The sequence below is a fragment of the Nonomuraea fuscirosea genome (genome assembly GCF_035917475.1).
In the GTDB taxonomy this organism is placed as follows: domain Bacteria; phylum Actinomycetota; class Actinomycetes; order Streptosporangiales; family Streptosporangiaceae; genus Nonomuraea; species Nonomuraea fuscirosea.
This window is the reverse complement of the sequence record NZ_CP109074.1, coordinates 1,623,605-1,639,813: the sequence shown is the minus strand read 5'-3', so window position 1 is coordinate 1,639,813 and position 16,209 is coordinate 1,623,605. Positions and strand designations below refer to the sequence as shown.

Sequence of the window (16,209 nt, the reverse complement as noted above, 5' to 3'; positions counted from 1 at the left end):
ACCGGCGTCACAACGCCTGCGGGCTATCCCAGGAAGGCGATGTTCGGACATGCCGGGTACGGTGCTGGCAGGCAACCGGCACACGCGAGAGACTCAAGGGTCCGGGGGAAGAATGGCGACGCTGACGAAGGGACTCGCATGCAGGAGCTCCGACTCGTCGCGGTAAGTGAGGACGGCACCTACCTCGTGCTGGCTACTGCCGGACGGGGTACGCGCTTCACGCTTCCCGTGGACGACCGGCTCCGTGCTGCCGTCCGCGGCAACTTCTCCCGTCTCGGCCAGTACGAGATCGAAGTGGAGAGTCCGTTGCGCCCCAAGGAGATCCAGGCCCGCATCCGAGCCGGAGAGACGGCGGAGGAGATCGCGGCGACCGCCGGGATCCCCGTCGAGCGCGTCCGCTGGTTCGAGGGGCCGGTGCTGCAGGAGCGGGAGTACGTCGCCCAGCAGGCGCAACGTGTGGCCGTACGGATGCCGGGCGAGTCCGCTCCCGGGCCGACGCTCGGCGACCTCGTCGCGGAGCGGCTGACCAGGCGCGGCGTGCCCACCGACGAGATCGACTGGGACTCCGCCAAGCGCGACGACGGCCTGTGGCGGGTCAAGCTCGGCTACGTGTGGAACGGTCACACGCGCCACGCCGAGTGGCTCTTCGACCCGCGCAAGCGGCACGTGACACCCCACGACGACGAGGCCCTGCGGCTGTCGTCCGCCGACTTCGACCCCGATCCCGCCGTGGTGGAGGACACCACGGTGATGCCGTTCGCGCCGCGGGTGGCCAAGCTGCAGCCGGTGCCGCCGCTCGCCTCCGACGCGCTGCCGTTCCCGTCGGTGGTACGCCGCGAGCCGGAGGAGCCGGCCGTCGGCTACACCCCGCCGGTCCGGTCGCCGGAGACCGCCTACACCCGGCCGCCCGAGACGCCGCCGCGCGAGGCGCCCTTCGCCCCCGGCCCGCGCCAGGACTACGACCAGGGCGAGGAACCGGCCGCCCACTACGACACTCCGGCCAGGGACTCCGGCCACCGCGCCGACCCCGGCCACCGGCAGGACTCCGTACGCGAGCCCTACCGGCCCGAACCGCCCGCCCGCGAAACCGGCCACACCCGCCCCGGCGACACCTCGTCCCGCCGCGGCGGGTCTTCGCCGTGGCTGCCCGACTTCGGCGCGGGACGCTCCGGCGACCGCGAGACCGACTCGATCTACGCCCCGGCCGCCCCGTCATCCTCCCGCCCCACGCCCTGGCCGCCCACCGACGACACCCCGTCCCACACCGACCAGCACTTCACTCCGTCCGACGACCACCGCCCCTCGCACCGTCCCTCGCCCACCCAGGACCACCGCCCCAACGGGCCGACGTCCGCCCAGGACCAGCGCACCACGAACGGGCCGGCATCCGCCGAGGACCAGCGCACCGCACCCAGGCCCGCTCTCGCCGACGACCAGCGGCCGAACGGGCCCGCTTCCGTCGAGAACCGACCCAGCACGCAGAGCCCCGCCTCTGACGCCCGGCCGGACGGCTTCACGCCCGTCCAGGACCAGCAGACGGCACGGCCGCAAGCACCCGCCGACGCGCTCTCCCCCGCCCAGGCCCAGCCGGTCGCCGACCTGCGCAACACGACGGCCACCCAGTCCGAGCCGCCATCCGCCCAGCCCGCGCCCCCGGCCCGCCAGACGGAACCGGCCGCCCACGCTGAGACGGCCACCACACAGCCCGAGACTCAGGCCGTCCAGCCCACGCCGCCGACCCACCAAACGGGACCGGCCGCCCAGGCGGAGACGGTCACCGCGCGACCCGAGGCTCAGGCTGGCCAGCCCACGTCTTCGGCCGTCCACCCGGAGTCGGGCACCCAGGCCGGGTCGGGCACCCAGGCCGAGCCGAGCGCCCAGGTTGAGCCGGCCTCTCAGGCTGAGACCGCCGTCGTCCGGGCGGACGCGCCGCCCACCACGGCTCCGTCCGCCGTCACGACGGCCGAGCTCGCGGAGAAGGCCGTCGCCGAGACCGCCGCCGACGCGCAGACCTCTGCCAGGACCGAGTCCGGGGCTGCGGCGAGCCAGGCCGGCACCGGCGCATCCGTTCCCACGGCGGAGGACACCTCGCGGACCGCCACGGAAGCGGCCACCGCATCCGTTGCGCCGGCCGCCTCCACGGACGTCACGGTGGAAGTGGTCGGGCAAGCCACCACCGCAGAGCCCGCTGCCACGGCCACCTCGGAGACGACACCCGCTCCCGCCGCGAAGGCCGTGACTCCCGCGACCGAGGCCCAGCCCGAGCTCGCGTCCGGATCCGCACCGGCCCAGCCCGTCGAGAGCAGCGAGACCGCCGCCGAGGCCACCAGCACAAAGGCCGTCGAAGCCGACAACACGGCCACTACCGCCGAGCCCACCAAGAGCGACACGACCACCACGGCCGGAGCCCCGGAGGCTGCAACCACCGCCGATCAGCCGGTCGCCACCGAGCAGCCGGCCAACAGCGAGAAGCCGCTCGTCAGCGAAGTGACCACCGCGTCCCAGACTGCGGCGTCCCAGACTGCGACATCCCAGACTGCGGCGTCCCAGGCGCCCTCGTCCCAGACGACGACCGCCTCGAATACGGCAACCGCGTCCGACTCCACGGCCGAGAGCACGGCCAAGGACACGACCGAGACGACAGACACGGCGAAGGACACGGCCGAGACGACGGGCACGGCTAAGGACACGGCTCCGGCCCGGACCACGTCCGCTCCCGGCTCCACCGTCACCGCCGAAACCGCCGCCAACCCCGGGGCCGCATCAGAGACCCCGGTCGCGGCCGGGACAACGCCAGCTACTGAGACCGCTGCCGCTGCCGAGACCACGGCGACTGCCGACTCCACGGCTGCAGGCTCCACGGCTGCAGGCTCCACGGCTGCCGAGTCCACCGCTACCGACTCCACGACTGCCGCCGAATCCACGGTCGCTGCCGAGGCTACGGTCACTCCCGAGACGGTTGCTTCCGAGACCACGGCGACTTCCGAGACGACGGCCGCCGCTGCATCGGCCGCCACCGCCGAGCCGTCCACGAGCGACGAGACGAAGTCGGCCGCCGAGGTCGCCGCCGCCGCCGAGACGACGCCGGCTCCCGACGCGACGCCCGTCCCCGAGGCCGCTGCCGCTCCTGAGGCGACGCCCGTTTCTGAGACGGTCTCCGTTCCCGAACCGACGCCCGCTCCCGAACGGGCAGCCGCTTCCCCGGCGGCGGCCGTTCAGGAAGAGACGCCCGCCTCCGAAGACGCTCCTGCGGCGGCGACCGAATCTGAGACGCCGACCCCGGCGAAGCTGGCGGCGCAGAAGAAGACGGGGCGGCCCGCGCCCGAGCAGCCGGCTCGGGAGAGCAAGCCCCCGGCGCCCAAGCCGAAGCCCGCTCCTGCGGTTCCGGCGGCGCGCGCGGCCAAGGACGAGCCGAAGGAGGATCCGGCCGTGCCCGTGCCCTCTCCGCCGCCCGCTCCGGCCGCCCGTCAGGCGCGCAAGGGTTCGAGGGGCCGCCGGGCCTCCGTGCCGACCTGGGACGAGATCATGTTCGGCGCCCGCCGCCAGGACTGATCAGAACGACCCAAGCCTGACCAGCACGGGCCCCGAACCGACCGGGCTGAGCCCGGACTGACCGGGTTCAGGCCAGGACCGCCCGGGCGAACCCGAACTGTCCCGGCCGGACCAGGACTGACCGAGGGCAGATCGCAGGAGGCCGGGCGACGGGCGACGGTGGCGGAACCCAGGACACCCGTCCACGCGCCCATGTCACCGCGCCCACCAGCAGGCCCACAGGTCTACCGGGCCCACCAGATCCACCACGTTCATGGATCCACGGGTCCACCGCGTCACCGCGTCCGTCAGCTCCGCCGATTTCACGAGTCCACCAGCGTCCATGGAACCAGGTCCACGGGCTCACGGGTTCGTGAGATCCACGGTCCACCAGAACCACAGGGTCACCAGATTCACCGGGTCACCGGGTGAGTCCTCGGTCAGGGCTCGTGGTGTTCCAGGAAAGGTGTGAGCCACTCCGGGGTCACCTCGGTGGGGAAGCCGACCGCCTGTGGCAGGGACACGTCGATGGCCGAGTAACCCCCCTTGCCGGCCCCGACCCCGGCGATGAGTGTGAGGACCCCGGCCTGTCGCTGGAACCATGTCTGCCGCAGCCGCCAGCCCACCACGGCCCGGCGTTCGACCACGGCCTGGGCGCGGCGCAGTGAGCCCGACCGTACCGACAGGCGTACCCCGTCGTAGCCGTGGCCCAGGGAGGCGTAGCGGTCGAGTCCGAGCGGCACCCCGATGCCGGCCATGGCCAGCAGCAGCACCAGCAGGACCCACCACAGCACCGCCCCGGTGAGCGCCGCCGCGACGGCGGCGAGCAGGGCGGCGAGGAGCCAGGGGAAGACGGCGCGGAACAGCCGCCGCCGGCGCGCCACCGGCGGATGGGGCCTGAGCTCACCGCGGTAGGGGCCGATCGCGTCGCCGGTCACCTGGAAGGCCACGTCGCGGGGCACGTCGGGCAGCAGTTGCCCCCGCGTCTCCGAGTCGCCGAGCCCGGTGACGATGGCCCAGACGCGGGTGACGCCCGCCCACCGTTCGGCCAGGCCGTCCACGATCTCGTAGCCGCGTACCCGCTGCGACTCCAGCGACACGCTGCGCCGGTTGATCAGCCCGCGTTCGGCCACGAGGTAGCCGTCGCGGCGCTTGAGTGTGAAGTCCCAGTTGAAGATCGCGTACATCAGACCGCCCGCGAACGGCATCGCCACCACCAGCAGCACCGCCAGCGCCAGCAGCAGATAGGGGTGCTCCCAGAGCCACTCGCCCGCGTTCCAGGCGGTGTCCCGGCTGAACCCCAGCTCGTCGCCCCATTGGAACGCCAGCCCCACCAGGCCGCCGGCGAAGGCGAAGGGGGTCAGCAGGTACGCGCCCGAGAGCGGCCCGTACAGCAGCCACCTGCGCGGCACGGCGATGATCGGGCGCTCCCTGGGCCCGCCGGCCGGCGCCGCCTCGCCGGGGGTGTGCGGCTCGGGCTCGGCGGTGCGGCGCAGGAGCACCGCCTTGAGGCGTTCGGCCTCCTCCGGCGTGACGCCGGCCAGCTTCGCCTCCTCCTCGCCGCCGCTCGCCCCGGTGTCGATCTTGAGGATGGTCAGGCCGAGCAGCCGGTGCATGGGCGGGGTGGAGACGTCGACGCCGCGGATGCGTTCCAGGGGGATGGTACGGACGGAGCGGCTGATCAGCGAGCGCTTGGTCTCCAGGCGGTCGCCGACGATCTCGTACGTGAACGTGGCCCAGCGGATGATCGCGAACACCACGGCGCCGATGACGCCCGCGGCGGCGTAGCCGTACGACCTGGCCGAGAAACCGCCCACGAACAGGACGCCGACCAGGGGAAGGAGCAGTGAGGGGAGCATGCGCACCGGGTCGATGAGCAGCACCTTGGGGCTGAGCCGCTGCGGCACCCGTACGGCGGGCCCGGGAAACGGTCCAGGCCCCGGCCCCGTACCGGGATGACCCGGCAGAGGCGGGACGTGTCCGCCTTCCCTGGCGTCCGGGGGCGGCCCGGCCGGCGGCGACCATCCGCCGCCCTGAGGAGGCACCGGCACGGGAGGCCGCCCGTCACGCGGTGGCGGCGGGTCGCTGGACCGCGACGGGTCGACGGGTCCGGACGGGTCGGTGGATCGGAACGGGTCGGTGGGTCCGGACGGGTCTGACGAAGGGGGCGGGTCGTCCGGGTGAGGGCCGGTCACGTCGCGTCGTCCCTCAGTTGTTCGGCACGGTGGGCCAATTCCTCGGCCAGCCCGGCCGCCACCCGGTAGTCGAGCCCCTTGATCGTGGACGAGCCCGCGTGCGACGCCGTGCGGATCTCCAGGGTGGCCAGACCGAGCATCCGCTCGAACCACCCTTGCCCCTTGTCGACCGTCTGGATGCGGCTCACAGGCACGAACACCCACTCCCTGGTCAGGAAGCCCGACCTGGCGAAGACGACGTCTCCTGACAGCTCCCAGCGATGCACGGCGTACCGTACGAACGGCTCGGCCGCGAGGAACGGCAGCGTCGCCACCACGACCGCGGCGGGCAGCAGCCACGGGTCACGGGCGAACCACTCGGGCACCCAGGACCATCCGCCGGCCCACCGCGAGAGCAGCAGCGAGATGCCGGCGAAGAACACGAAGGCGATCAGCGACTCCAGCAACCACAGCCGTACGGCCTTGGGCGAGACGCGGTTCGCCGGATCGCGCAGCGGGCCATTTGACGTCACAAAGCCAGCTTAGGGTGCGAACCGCCGGGGTGATCTGCCAGCGGGGCGGTAAAGATCCGCCGGACGCTCCGGCGTGTCTGCCACCCGGGGACTTCACGCGGGTGCATGCTCGTTGGCGGCCCGGCCGCAGGCTGTCGAGCTTGGCCACGTCGGCGGCGCCACGTTCGTGCCAGCCAGGCTCGGGCGGCGCGGGGACCGCACCACAGCGCGAGCGCCTAACGCAACGTGGCAGCCGCCGTCCGCGCCCTCGCCCGCGAACGCCGCCCGCCGCAGCCGACAGGCGCTCCCGCACACGAACGCCGCCCGCCGCAGCCGACAAGCGCCCTCGAACCCGAACGCCGCAGCCGGCAGGCCCCCCCCGTACGCGAACGCCGCCCCATCGGGCGAGCCCCTTTAGCCGAACGGCGCGACCTGGCGCACCCGATTTTTCGTCCGGACCCGTTAATGGAACGATGGCCCCGTCAGCCACGGCCAAGGGCCCGCACCGCCTCCATGTGCGGCCGCGGCGAACGCGCAGCCCAGAAATGGTCCGCCGGCATGTCCGGATCGTCCCCCGACCTGGCGCTCCTACCGTCTCCGATGTGGCCAAGTTCACTACGCGGATGCCGTCATTCCGGCAGTTTTCGGATCCTTTACCTACCACCGACCATCGAGAAACGGTCTGCGCACCGCCGAGACCCGCGTAGCATCATCCGGCATGGGGCTGTGTAACACGGCATCACGCATGCGACGCATCACTGTCAGTGTGACAGTGGTGGCACTCGCGTTCGCGCTGGCGGGTTGTGGCAGCTTTTTCGGCAGGTCAGAGGCGAAGGACATCGCGGAGATCAACGTCGCGAGCCCCGAGCTGCGCGACGGCGAGCCGCTGCCGCGCGAATACTCCTGCCGGGGCGATCAGGGCAGTCCGCCGCTGCGCTGGTCGAGCCAGCCCCTGTCCGAGGCGGAGTCGATCGCCATCGTGGTCGACAGCCACACGTCATCCGAGTCGGCCGTGCACTGGGTGCTGTACAACATCCCGGCCACCACGACCGAGCTCGGCCCCGATGCCGCCGCCGATCCCCCCGAGGGATCCGGGCAGGCGAAGGTGACCAGCGGGAAGGTGGGCTACGAGCCCCCCTGCCAGGACCGGGCCAGCTACCGGTTCACGGTCTACACGTTGGACGGCAAGGTCGATCTGCCGGGAGGCTCCGAGCTTCCCGAGGTTCTGAAGAAGATCGCGGATCAGACCATCGCCCGCGGCAGGCTCACCGCGGTGAACATTGAGTGAGCAGTCAAATACGACATGTAGTACCGGTGTACCAATTCTTCACGTAGGGTGTGACAACTCTCATAGTGGTCCGACACAATCAGATCCAATCGTTAGGCACTGGTGATCAAAGGGGGCAGGTCGCGTCGATGGCCGCGCGATCTCATCGGTGCCAGAGGGAGGCCATGACTTTGAGGGTGGTGCAATGATCGCGGTCGTCATCAGCTTGGTCGCTGTCGTGCTCGCCGTGCTCGCTGTCGTGGCACTGGGCATGCGCTCCATGAACCGCAGGGAGAGCTCGCTACCTCCGGAACGGCTGAAGGAGATGGCCGAGAAGGAGGAGAACACGCTCACGCGCTCGACGGACCAGTTCGCGGCGCACGAGCCGCGCATGGCCAACTTCAGCCCCGACTTCAGCCCGATCGACGAGCCGAAACCGAAGCCGGTCCGTACCGGTCAGCGGGGCAGGCGCGGCGTCGACGAGTGGGGCAACCCGAGCACGGACGACGACGACGAGGAGTTCTGGGCCAACATCCGCAGCGACGCGGAGGAGGGCGGCTTCGGCGCCGGCGGCACCGTCGCCGCGCGCAAGGGCGCCTCCCGTCCCGTCGAGCGTGAGCGGCCCGCCGCCGAGCGTCCGGCCCAGCGTGAGCGTCCTGCCGAGCGTGAGCGTACGGCCGAGCGCGAGCGGCCCGCGGAACGCGAGCGCACCGCTCCGCGTGAGCGGCCCGCCGAGCGCCGTTCCGAGCGGCCCGCCAAACGGTCCAGCCGTTCCGCCAAGCCGCAGCCCGCGACCGCCGGCGCCGATCCCAACGCCGCCACCGTCCAGGCCCCCCTCCCCCAGCGTCAGCCCGCGGCCGCCAACCTGGCCGACCTGGTCGAGCCGCAGAAGCGCGCCGCTCCCTCGCAGTCCGAGCTGGCCGACCAGCGCACCGTCACCTTCGCGGCCCCGACGGCCGACGTGATGAGCATCCTCGGCGCGGGCGCCCAGCCGGTGCCCGCCCCCACCCGTCCCGAGTCGTCGCCCGTGAGCCGGCCCGCGCGGGCCGAGCGCCCGGCGGCCAGGCCCGCCCCGGTGGCCTCCAACGGGGTCTCCTCCAACGCCTATCCGGCGAGCGGCGGCAGCGGCTCGTTCCCGGCCCAGCCCTCGGTGAGCGGCAGCGGCTCGTTCCCCGCGGTGAGCAACCCGGCGAGCCCGGTGAGCAACCCCGTGAACCCCGCCTCCAGCGGCAGCTTCCCCGCCGTCCCCGCCGCGCCCATCCACGGCGCGCCGACGAGCGACCCGTTCCCCGCGTACGGCGGCGCCGACGCCCTGGAGACCACCTACCCGCCCGCGGCGGCGAGCTCGTCCGGCTCCTGGCCCGCCTCTCCCGACATCTTCGACGACCCCGCCCCCGCGGCCGCCGCCTATCCCGGCGCGAGCTCGTGGCCGGCGTTCGAGCAGCCCGCCGAGCGTTCCTCCTATCCCGCCTCCTACGAGGTACGGGCCGGCTGGGCCGTGGCCGACGACTCCGACCCGCTCACCGCCCCCTCCCCTGCGACCGGCACCCCGACCGCGCCCGCCCGCGCGGTCTCCAACTACGACGACGTGCTCTCGGCCCCGAAGCCGCCGCAGTCGCCGTTCGGGCCGGGCGCCTACGAGACGGGCGACATCACCACCGCCCCCGCCGCCGCCTGGCCCGACCCTCCGGCCGCGGGCAACGGCGCTCAGGGCACCTGGCCCGGGTACACCGGGCAGCCTCCGGCGCAGGACAACGGCCGTGGCAACCACCGCCGGGGCCCGGAGCAGGACTATCCGAACGACTACTACCGATGATCTTCAGCGCCTATCAGGGGCTTCCCGAGGGCAACTGTCGCCTTCGGGCGACGGAGGAATCGGGAGCGGGAGGATCACCAAGGCGGCCCGAGCGTGCATTGACCTTTCAGATCTGCACATCAGAGATCTCCGTTCATCGCGCATCAGATGGATAGCGCTGTTATAACGATCGTGTGACTCGTCAGGTGCGCACTTCCCCGGGCGCGGCGTACGACCTCGGGCACCACGTCGTGTGGTGCCCGAACGAGCGGCCGAAAGGCGGTGGCCGTGCGTAGATCGTTCAAGTTCCTGCTGCGTCCCACCGCACGTCAGGCGGCGGCGCTTGCGGCGTGCCTGGAGGACCACCGGCAGCTCTACAACGCCGCTCTGGAGCACCGGCGCACCGCCTACGCCAAGGCGGGCGCGAGCGTCCGATACGGAGACCAGTCGGCCGACCTCAAGCACATCCGCGCCGACGACCCGGACGGCCAAGGCCGCTGGTCGTTTTCCTCGCAGCAGGCCACCCTGCGGCGACTTGACAAGGCGTTCCGCGCGTTCTTCGACCGCGTCGAAGCGGGCCGCACGCCGGGCTACCCCCGCTTCAAAGGGCGTGGCTGGTTCGACAGCGTGGAGTGGCCCAAGGACGGCGACGGCTGCCGGTGGGACTCCCAGCCCGAGCACCCCGCCGCGATCTACGTCCGGTTGCAGGGCATCGGGCACGTCCGTGTCCACCGGCACCGCCCCGTACACGGAAGAGTGAAGACGATCAGCGTCAAGCGCGAGGGCCGCCGCTGGTACGTGCTCGTGTCGTGCCAGGACGTACCCGCTCAGCCCCTGCCCGCGACAGGTGCGGTCACCGGTATCGACCTGGGCGTGGCGTCGCTGGTCACCACCTCCGACGGCGAACACGTGCTCAACCCGCGTCACCTGGCGGCGACCGCTGACCGTCTCGCCGTCGCGCAGCGGGACCTGGCCCGCAAGCAACGCGGATCCAAGCGCCGTCGCAAGGCCGTCGCCCAGGTCGCCGCCCTGCACGCCAAGGTCCGCCGCCAGCGGCTCGACGGGGCACACAAGACCGCGCTGGCGCTGGTCCGCAACTACGACGTGATCGTGCACGAGGACCTGCGGATCACGAACATGACCCGCTCGGCGTCCGGCACGATCGACAACCCGGGCCGCAACGTCGCCGCCAAGGCCGGGCTGACCCGCTCGATCCTCGACGCGGGTTGGGGGGTGTTCCTGACGATCCTCGCGCACAAGGCTGAAAGCGCCGGTCGAGAGCTGATCGCGGTGAACCCTGCCGGCACCTCCCGCACCTGCGCCCGATGCGGGCACTGCGCGAAGGACAACCGCCTCACCCAGGCGGAGTTCGCCTGCACGGCGTGCGGGCATGCCGCACACGCCGACGTCAACGCGGCGATCAACATCTTGAGGGCAGGGCTTGCCCTTCGCCGGGCTGCGGAAGCGGCTTAGCGAGAAGCCGCTCCTTTCAGGGAGCGGAGGAGTCACTAATGCGTAAAACCCGCGTGACGCCCACCCAAAGCGGGGTCGACGGAGCAATAGGGTTTGCTCCATGTTCCGCGACACGCAGAGTAGCTGGCTGAGCACCCTCCGGCATGACGTGCCAGCCTCGCTCGTGGTTTCCCTCGTCGCGGTGCCCCTTTCCCTGGGCATCGCGATGGCCTCCGGCGCGCCGCTGACAGCCGGGCTCATCGCCGCCGTGGTGGGCGGCATCGTGGCGGGCGCGCTGGGCGGTTCCGCCGTCCAGGTGAGCGGTCCCGCCGCCGGTCTCTCGCTGGTGGTCGTGGACCTGGTGCACACGTACGGATGGCGTGCCACCTGCATGATCACCCTGCTGGCCGGGGCCGTACAACTCGTCCTCGGAGTGTTCAAGGCGGCCAGGGCCGCGCTGGCGGTGTCACCCGCCGTGCTGCACGGCATGCTGGCCGCGGTCGGCGTCATCATCGCCCTCTCCCAGCTCCACATCGTGCTGGGCGGCAGCTCGCAGCGCTCCGCCATCGCGAACCTCGTCGAGCTGCCCGGGCAGATCCTGCACCTGCACGGCCACAAGGTCGCCGTGGGCGTGCTCACGATCACCGTGCTGGTGCTGTGGACGCGCCTGCCCCGGCGGATCAAGGCGGTGCCCGCGCCACTGGTGGCGCTGCTCACGGCGGCGGTGACGGCGTGGGCGTTCGGCTGGGACGTCACCCGGGTGGACCTGTCGGGCGGCTTCACCGACTGGGCCTTCCCCGTGCTGCCGCAGGGCGACTGGCATCTCGTGGTGGCCTCCGTGCTGCTGGTGGCGCTGCTGGCCGGGTGCGAGTCGCTGCTGTGCTCGGTCGCGGTGGACGGCATGCACGGCGGCCGCCGCGCCGACCTCGATCAGGAGCTGACCGGCCAGGGCGTGGCCAACATGGTCAGCGGCGCGCTCGGCGGCCTGCCGCTGGCCGGGGTGATCGTGCGCAGCACCGCGAATGTGGCGGCGGGCGGGCGTACCCGCTGGTCGACGATCCTGCACGGGGTGTGGGTGCTGGTGTTCGCGACCGGGTTCGGCTGGTCGATCACACTGATCCCGCTGGAGGCGCTGGCGGCGCTGCTGGTGTTCATCGGCATGCAGATGGTGAACCTGGGCCACATCAGGAAGGTGCACGGGCACGGCGAGGTGCCGGTGTACGTCGTCACGCTCGTCACCGTGATCCTGCTCGGCCTCGCCGAGGGTGTGCTGGCGGGTCTGGCCCTGGCCGCGCTGCTCGCGCTGCGCCGCCTGACCTGGGTGACCGTGCTCAAGCGGGCGGAGGGCGACGGGCGGCTGCATGTGACGATCTCGGGGTCGCTGACGTTCCTCGGGGTGCCGCGGCTGACGCGCGAGCTGCGCACGATCCCCGCGGGCACGCCCGTCGACCTCGACCTGAACATCGACTTCATGGACAACGGCGCCTTCGAGGCCATCCACTCCTGGCGGCTCGACCACGAGCGCATGGGCGGCACGGTCGACATCGACGAACTGCACGACGAGTGGTACGCGCTGGCGGCCAGCGGCGCCCACATGCTGCCGGTGAAGTCGCCGCCGAAGGCGCCGGACCGCTGGTGGCTGCCGTGGGCGCAGCGGCGGCGGCGTCCCGAGCCGGTCCCGCTGGACGGCGCCGTCGCGGGCGCGCAGGAGTGCCTGCTCACGGCCGGGGCGCGCGAGTACCACCGCAGTACGGCGCCGCTCGTCCGTCCGATCTTCACCGAGCTGGCCCGCAAGCAGCAGCCGACCCACCTGTTCATCACCTGCGCCGACTCCCGGATCATGCCCAGCCTGATCACCGCCAGCGGTCCCGGCGACCTGTTCACCGTGCGCAACATCGGCAACCTGGTGCCGCGCCGGGGCTCCGAGCCGCACGACGACTCGATGGTGGCGGCCATCGAGTACGCCACGCAGGTGCTGGGCGTGCACACGATCACGGTGTGCGGCCACTCGGGCTGCGGCGCGATGGCCGGGGTGCTGAGCGGCGGGGTGCAGGCGGGCAGCCTGCCCGGCCTGCGCAGGTGGCTGCGGCACGGTGACCACAGTCTGGCCACGTTCATCGACACCGAGGGCGACCGGCTGCACAGCGGGGCGCTGGACGTGCTGTGCCGGGTGAACGTGCAGCAGCAGCTGGAGAACCTGCGCACCTACCGCAAGGTCGACGAGCAGGTCAGGGCGGGCAAGCTGGAGCTGGTGGGGCTGTTCTTCGACATCGGCTCGGCGCGGGTGCACATGGTGCCGCCGCTGCGCCCCTCGAACGCGCCCAGGACGTTCGACCATCCGGTGGCCGCGGGCGAGGAGTAGATCCCGCCCGTTCTGCGTAATCCTCCGCAGAACGGGCGGGGAAGCCGGGTTAGGGTCGCGGTGCCAGCGAGGTGCTCCCGTTGCCCACGGCGCCCCTCGCGACGCCGGTCCTCACTCCCAGGGGCCGGAGGGGCGGAGGCGCGCGCCGTTCGAGCTGTGCCCCCTCTCGGGGCCGCCGATGGTAGCCGGACGGAGCGCGACCCACCTCCGCCCCTCACCGGCCGGAACGCGTTGAGCCGGGCATTCTGGTAGAAACAGAACCCGGGGGACGCCATGACATCAGACTTCCAGAATCCGCGCTTCGCGCAGGCGTACGCACGGATGAGCGTGCTCACCGACCAGCGCGGCGCGTACGAGCACCGGCGGCGGCTGCTGGCGGGCGCCGAGGGCCGGGTGATCGAGATCGGCGCCGGCAACGGCCGCAACTTCCCGCACTATCCGAAGGCTGTGACGGAGGTCGTGGCCGTGGAGCCGGACGACACGCTGCGCGGCCTGGCCACCGCCGCGGCCAGGTCGGCCCCGGTGCCCGTCTCCGTGATGGCCGGCCACGCCGAGGCCCTGCCCGGCCCGGAGAACGACTTCGACACGGCGGTGGTGTCGCTGGTGCTGTGCTCGGTGCCGTCACAGCAGCGGGCGCTGGCGGAGATCGCGCGCGTGCTCGTCCCGGGCGGGCGGCTGTGCTTCTACGAGCACGTACGCTCGGCGAACCCGCTGTTCGCCCTGCTGGAGGACGCCATCACCCCGGCCTGGCGCCGAGCGGCGGGCGGCTGCCACCCGAACCGCGACACCCTGCGGGCGATCGAACGAGCGGGCTTCGAGGTGACCGAATCCGACCGGTTCACCTTCTCCCCCCAGCCCCTCGTCCCCCGCACCGCCCACATCCTGGGCCACGCCCGTACGACGAAACCCTGAGGGTGCCCCGCCTCCTACCGGCCGATGACGGCCTTCCAACGGCCGCGCCGAAGCGTGATCACCCCGTCGTGGCCGATCGTCGCCCGGGCGCCACGAAACGGCAGCTCGCCATGGCGGATCCAATGGTCGCGCACGTCGTCGAGGTGGTCCCACAGGCGGCGCGGCCCACCCTGATGCACGGTGACGTCACCCTCGCGCTCCTCGGCGCGGGCCCACGAGCCGTCCTCGTGCGTCATGACCGCGACGCGGAGGTCGCCTTTCTCCAGGTAGTGGTGCTCGATGCCGGGCGCGAGTATCTCCAGCATGGTGCGGACGTCCCACGCCTCGACCACGTCCAGCACCGGATAACGGCCGCGCGTGACGTACTCGCCCGCCGCCGTTTCGGCTAGCTCGCACAGCGCCGGATCATACGGCGGGTAGTCGTCGCCGGTCCTGGCGTGCATGAACATGGCCTGGTCACGCTCGATCCTGCCGGCCGCGGTGCCGTCCTCCCGTTTCTCGGCGGTGAGAACGAGCCCCATGTCGGCGAGCGTGGTGACCAACCGGCCGCCGACGTGCAGCGCCTCCAGCCATGAGGGCGGGACGGTCCGCACCGACACCATCGCGACGACGCGGTCCCACCGCCCGGGCAGTGGGCCCTGGGCGTCGGTGGTGATGAGCTCCGGCTGGTGACCGAGCTCGTCCAGCCGGTCTCGGGCCGCGCTGTTGAGGTACGGGTCCACGTCGACGGCGCTGACGCGAGCCGCTCCGAGCCGGGCGCAGAGTACGGCGGTGCCGTACCCGCTGCCGGTCCCGACGTCCAGCACGGTGCATCGGTCGCCGATCGAGGCGTGCCGGTACATCTGCACCACCAGCCCCGGCAGGGTGGACGACGAGGTGGGCAGACCGGCCGGAACCGCACCCGGCCCGGCGTGATCCGCGTGCAGGGCGCCGACCCGGGTCACAAGCGTCTGGTCGCTGTACGCCGCCTCCAACCACATGCGGTGATCGGACGTACCGTCGCGAAGCTCCCAGCCGCTGGAGGCGTACTCCCACCACCGAGGAACGAACGCGTGCCGCGGTACGGACTCGACGGCGCCGCGCCAGCTGGAGCCGAGCGGGGTGGCGACCGCGGCCAGGGCCCGCGCGTGCTTCCTCCATTCCATCGCAGAGCGCTCACCGACGCCGGTCACCGACCGCCTCCTGTCTCCGGGCGAATCTCGCGTGCGGAAATCCGCGGCAGAACAAGTGCGTCGCCCTCGCAGATGGTCTCGGCCGGTTTACAGTCACCGCCGTCCTGGTTCGGCTTGCAGGGGGTGTTCGGCTTGCAGTCGCCGTCTCGCGGCTGAGGCCGGCGAGGCACCTGCGCGAGCAGCTCGTACCAGGCGGCGCTGCCGAAGATGTCGGCCAGCCGAGTGGTGCGGACGTTGCCGGCCGAAGGCAGGAATCGGGACAGGACACACATCCGGACGTCGCCGTTCCAGGAGACGGCAGCACGACCGTCACCGCACTGGCCACACAACTCGTTCACGTTCGACTGCACACCCATGGTGCGGGCGGCGCGGCCGACCGCACGTATCCGGTCGGGAGCCCCGACATGAGCAGCGCCCATGCTGATCATCTCCTCACGAGCTTCGTCAGCACGCTGACCAGGCCCACCGAGGTCAACGATGCCGACTTTGAGCGCGATGCCGCGTTCGATCGCCCGCAGGATGTTGGCACGGGTCCTGGCATGGCTGCCTCGGCGGTCGGTGATCCTGTCATGCTCGGCGGCGACGTCGCTGTAATAGGACGTCGCCAGCGTCACGTCCGGATGGGAGTACAGCTCCCACAACGGGGCGGTGACGCGGTACAGGTTGGAATACACCTGCACGCGCAGCCCCACCCCGAGAGCGTGCTCGGCCAGGCGCGAGAAGTCCGGGTGAACGGTCGGCTCGCCACCGATGAGCTGGACCGTCGTGATGCCGGCGGCGGGAGCGGTGTCGAGGAGCCGTTCCCAGTCGGCGCAGGTCATCTGCCCATGACCCTTGGTAGGGCCGGCGTCGGCGTAGCAGAGGCTCGGGCACCGCAACTGGCACCGCTGGGTGAGCTCCAGCTCCAGGAACCACACCGAGGCGAGGGCGGGTCGGGCCCCGGAAGCCGGAGTGGCGAATGCTGGTTCAGCCGTCATGATGATCGACTTTCTTGAGGCGGGTCTGTTCTGGCGCCGAGGGGTGAGCCGGCAT

10 protein-coding genes are annotated in these 16,209 nt (G+C 72.0%); 6 read left to right on the top strand and 4 right to left on the bottom strand.

All coding sequences use genetic code 11. The annotated features are described in order from the left end of the window. Positions 1–138: 138 nt before the first annotated feature. A complete protein-coding gene (gene sepH / locus OIE67_RS07340; protein ID WP_326637896.1) occupies positions 139–3,552 on the top strand; it encodes a septation protein SepH in 3,414 nt (1,137 codons plus the stop codon). A 419-nt stretch (positions 3,553–3,971) separates the two neighbouring features. Here the strand turns inward: sepH and OIE67_RS07335 are convergent, their stop codons facing one another. Both OIE67_RS07335 and OIE67_RS07330 read right to left on the bottom strand, forming a co-directional pair. After that, positions 3,972–5,438, bottom strand: coding sequence for a PH domain-containing protein (locus tag OIE67_RS07335; RefSeq protein WP_326637893.1), 1,467 nt, complete (start codon positions 5,436–5,438; stop codon positions 3,972–3,974). 284 nt (positions 5,439–5,722) lie between these two features. Beyond that, entirely contained in the window at positions 5,723–6,238 is a 516-nt protein-coding gene (locus OIE67_RS07330; RefSeq protein ID WP_326637891.1) for a PH domain-containing protein, read from the bottom strand. A 754-nt stretch (positions 6,239–6,992) separates the two neighbouring features. Here OIE67_RS07330 and OIE67_RS07325 point away from each other — a divergent pair. From OIE67_RS07325 to OIE67_RS07305, 5 genes are all read left to right on the top strand, one after another. Beyond that, on the top strand, positions 6,993–7,505 hold the full coding sequence (locus OIE67_RS07325; RefSeq protein ID WP_326637889.1) for a YbhB/YbcL family Raf kinase inhibitor-like protein: 513 nt from the start codon (positions 6,993–6,995) through the stop codon (positions 7,503–7,505). Positions 7,506–7,689: 184 nt separating this feature from the next. After that, positions 7,690–9,300, top strand: coding sequence for a hypothetical protein (locus OIE67_RS07320; RefSeq protein ID WP_326637888.1), 1,611 nt, complete (start codon positions 7,690–7,692; stop codon positions 9,298–9,300). A 267-nt stretch (positions 9,301–9,567) separates the two neighbouring features. Next, positions 9,568–10,752 carry an RNA-guided endonuclease InsQ/TnpB family protein gene (locus OIE67_RS07315; protein WP_326637887.1) on the top strand — a complete coding sequence of 395 codons (1,185 nt, stop codon included), beginning with the start codon at positions 9,568–9,570 and terminating at the stop codon, positions 10,750–10,752. 100 nt (positions 10,753–10,852) lie between these two features. Next, complete coding sequence (locus OIE67_RS07310; protein WP_326637885.1) at positions 10,853–13,093, top strand: bifunctional SulP family inorganic anion transporter/carbonic anhydrase; 2,241 nt, start codon at positions 10,853–10,855, stop codon at positions 13,091–13,093. A gap of 273 nt (positions 13,094–13,366) precedes the next feature. Beyond that, positions 13,367–14,005, top strand: a complete 639-nt coding sequence (locus tag OIE67_RS07305) for a class I SAM-dependent methyltransferase (protein ID WP_326637883.1) — start codon at positions 13,367–13,369, stop codon at positions 14,003–14,005. A gap of 14 nt (positions 14,006–14,019) precedes the next feature. On the opposite strand, the gene OIE67_RS07300 is transcribed toward OIE67_RS07305, so the two are convergent. Both OIE67_RS07300 and OIE67_RS07295 read right to left on the bottom strand, forming a co-directional pair. Further along, positions 14,020–15,150, bottom strand: a complete 1,131-nt coding sequence (locus OIE67_RS07300; RefSeq protein ID WP_326637881.1) for a methyltransferase domain-containing protein — start codon at positions 15,148–15,150, stop codon at positions 14,020–14,022. Positions 15,151–15,173: 23 nt separating this feature from the next. Then, entirely contained in the window at positions 15,174–16,094 is a 921-nt protein-coding gene (locus OIE67_RS07295) for a radical SAM/SPASM domain-containing protein (protein WP_326637879.1), read from the bottom strand. Positions 16,095–16,209 lie beyond the last annotated feature (115 nt).

What these genes read in the sequence shown, in the direction of transcription:
- sepH (WP_326637896.1), top strand. Translation starts at nt 139, where the DNA reads ATGCAGGAGCTCCGACTCGTCGCGGTAAGTGAGGACGGCACCTACCTC.
- OIE67_RS07320 (WP_326637888.1), top strand. Translation starts at nt 7,690, where the DNA reads ATGATCGCGGTCGTCATCAGCTTGGTCGCTGTCGTGCTCGCCGTGCTC.
- OIE67_RS07310 (WP_326637885.1), top strand. Translation starts at nt 10,853, where the DNA reads ATGTTCCGCGACACGCAGAGTAGCTGGCTGAGCACCCTCCGGCATGAC.
- OIE67_RS07305 (WP_326637883.1), top strand. Translation starts at nt 13,367, where the DNA reads ATGACATCAGACTTCCAGAATCCGCGCTTCGCGCAGGCGTACGCACGG.
- OIE67_RS07300 (WP_326637881.1), bottom strand. Translation starts at nt 15,150, where the DNA reads ATGGAATGGAGGAAGCACGCGCGGGCCCTGGCCGCGGTCGCCACCCCG.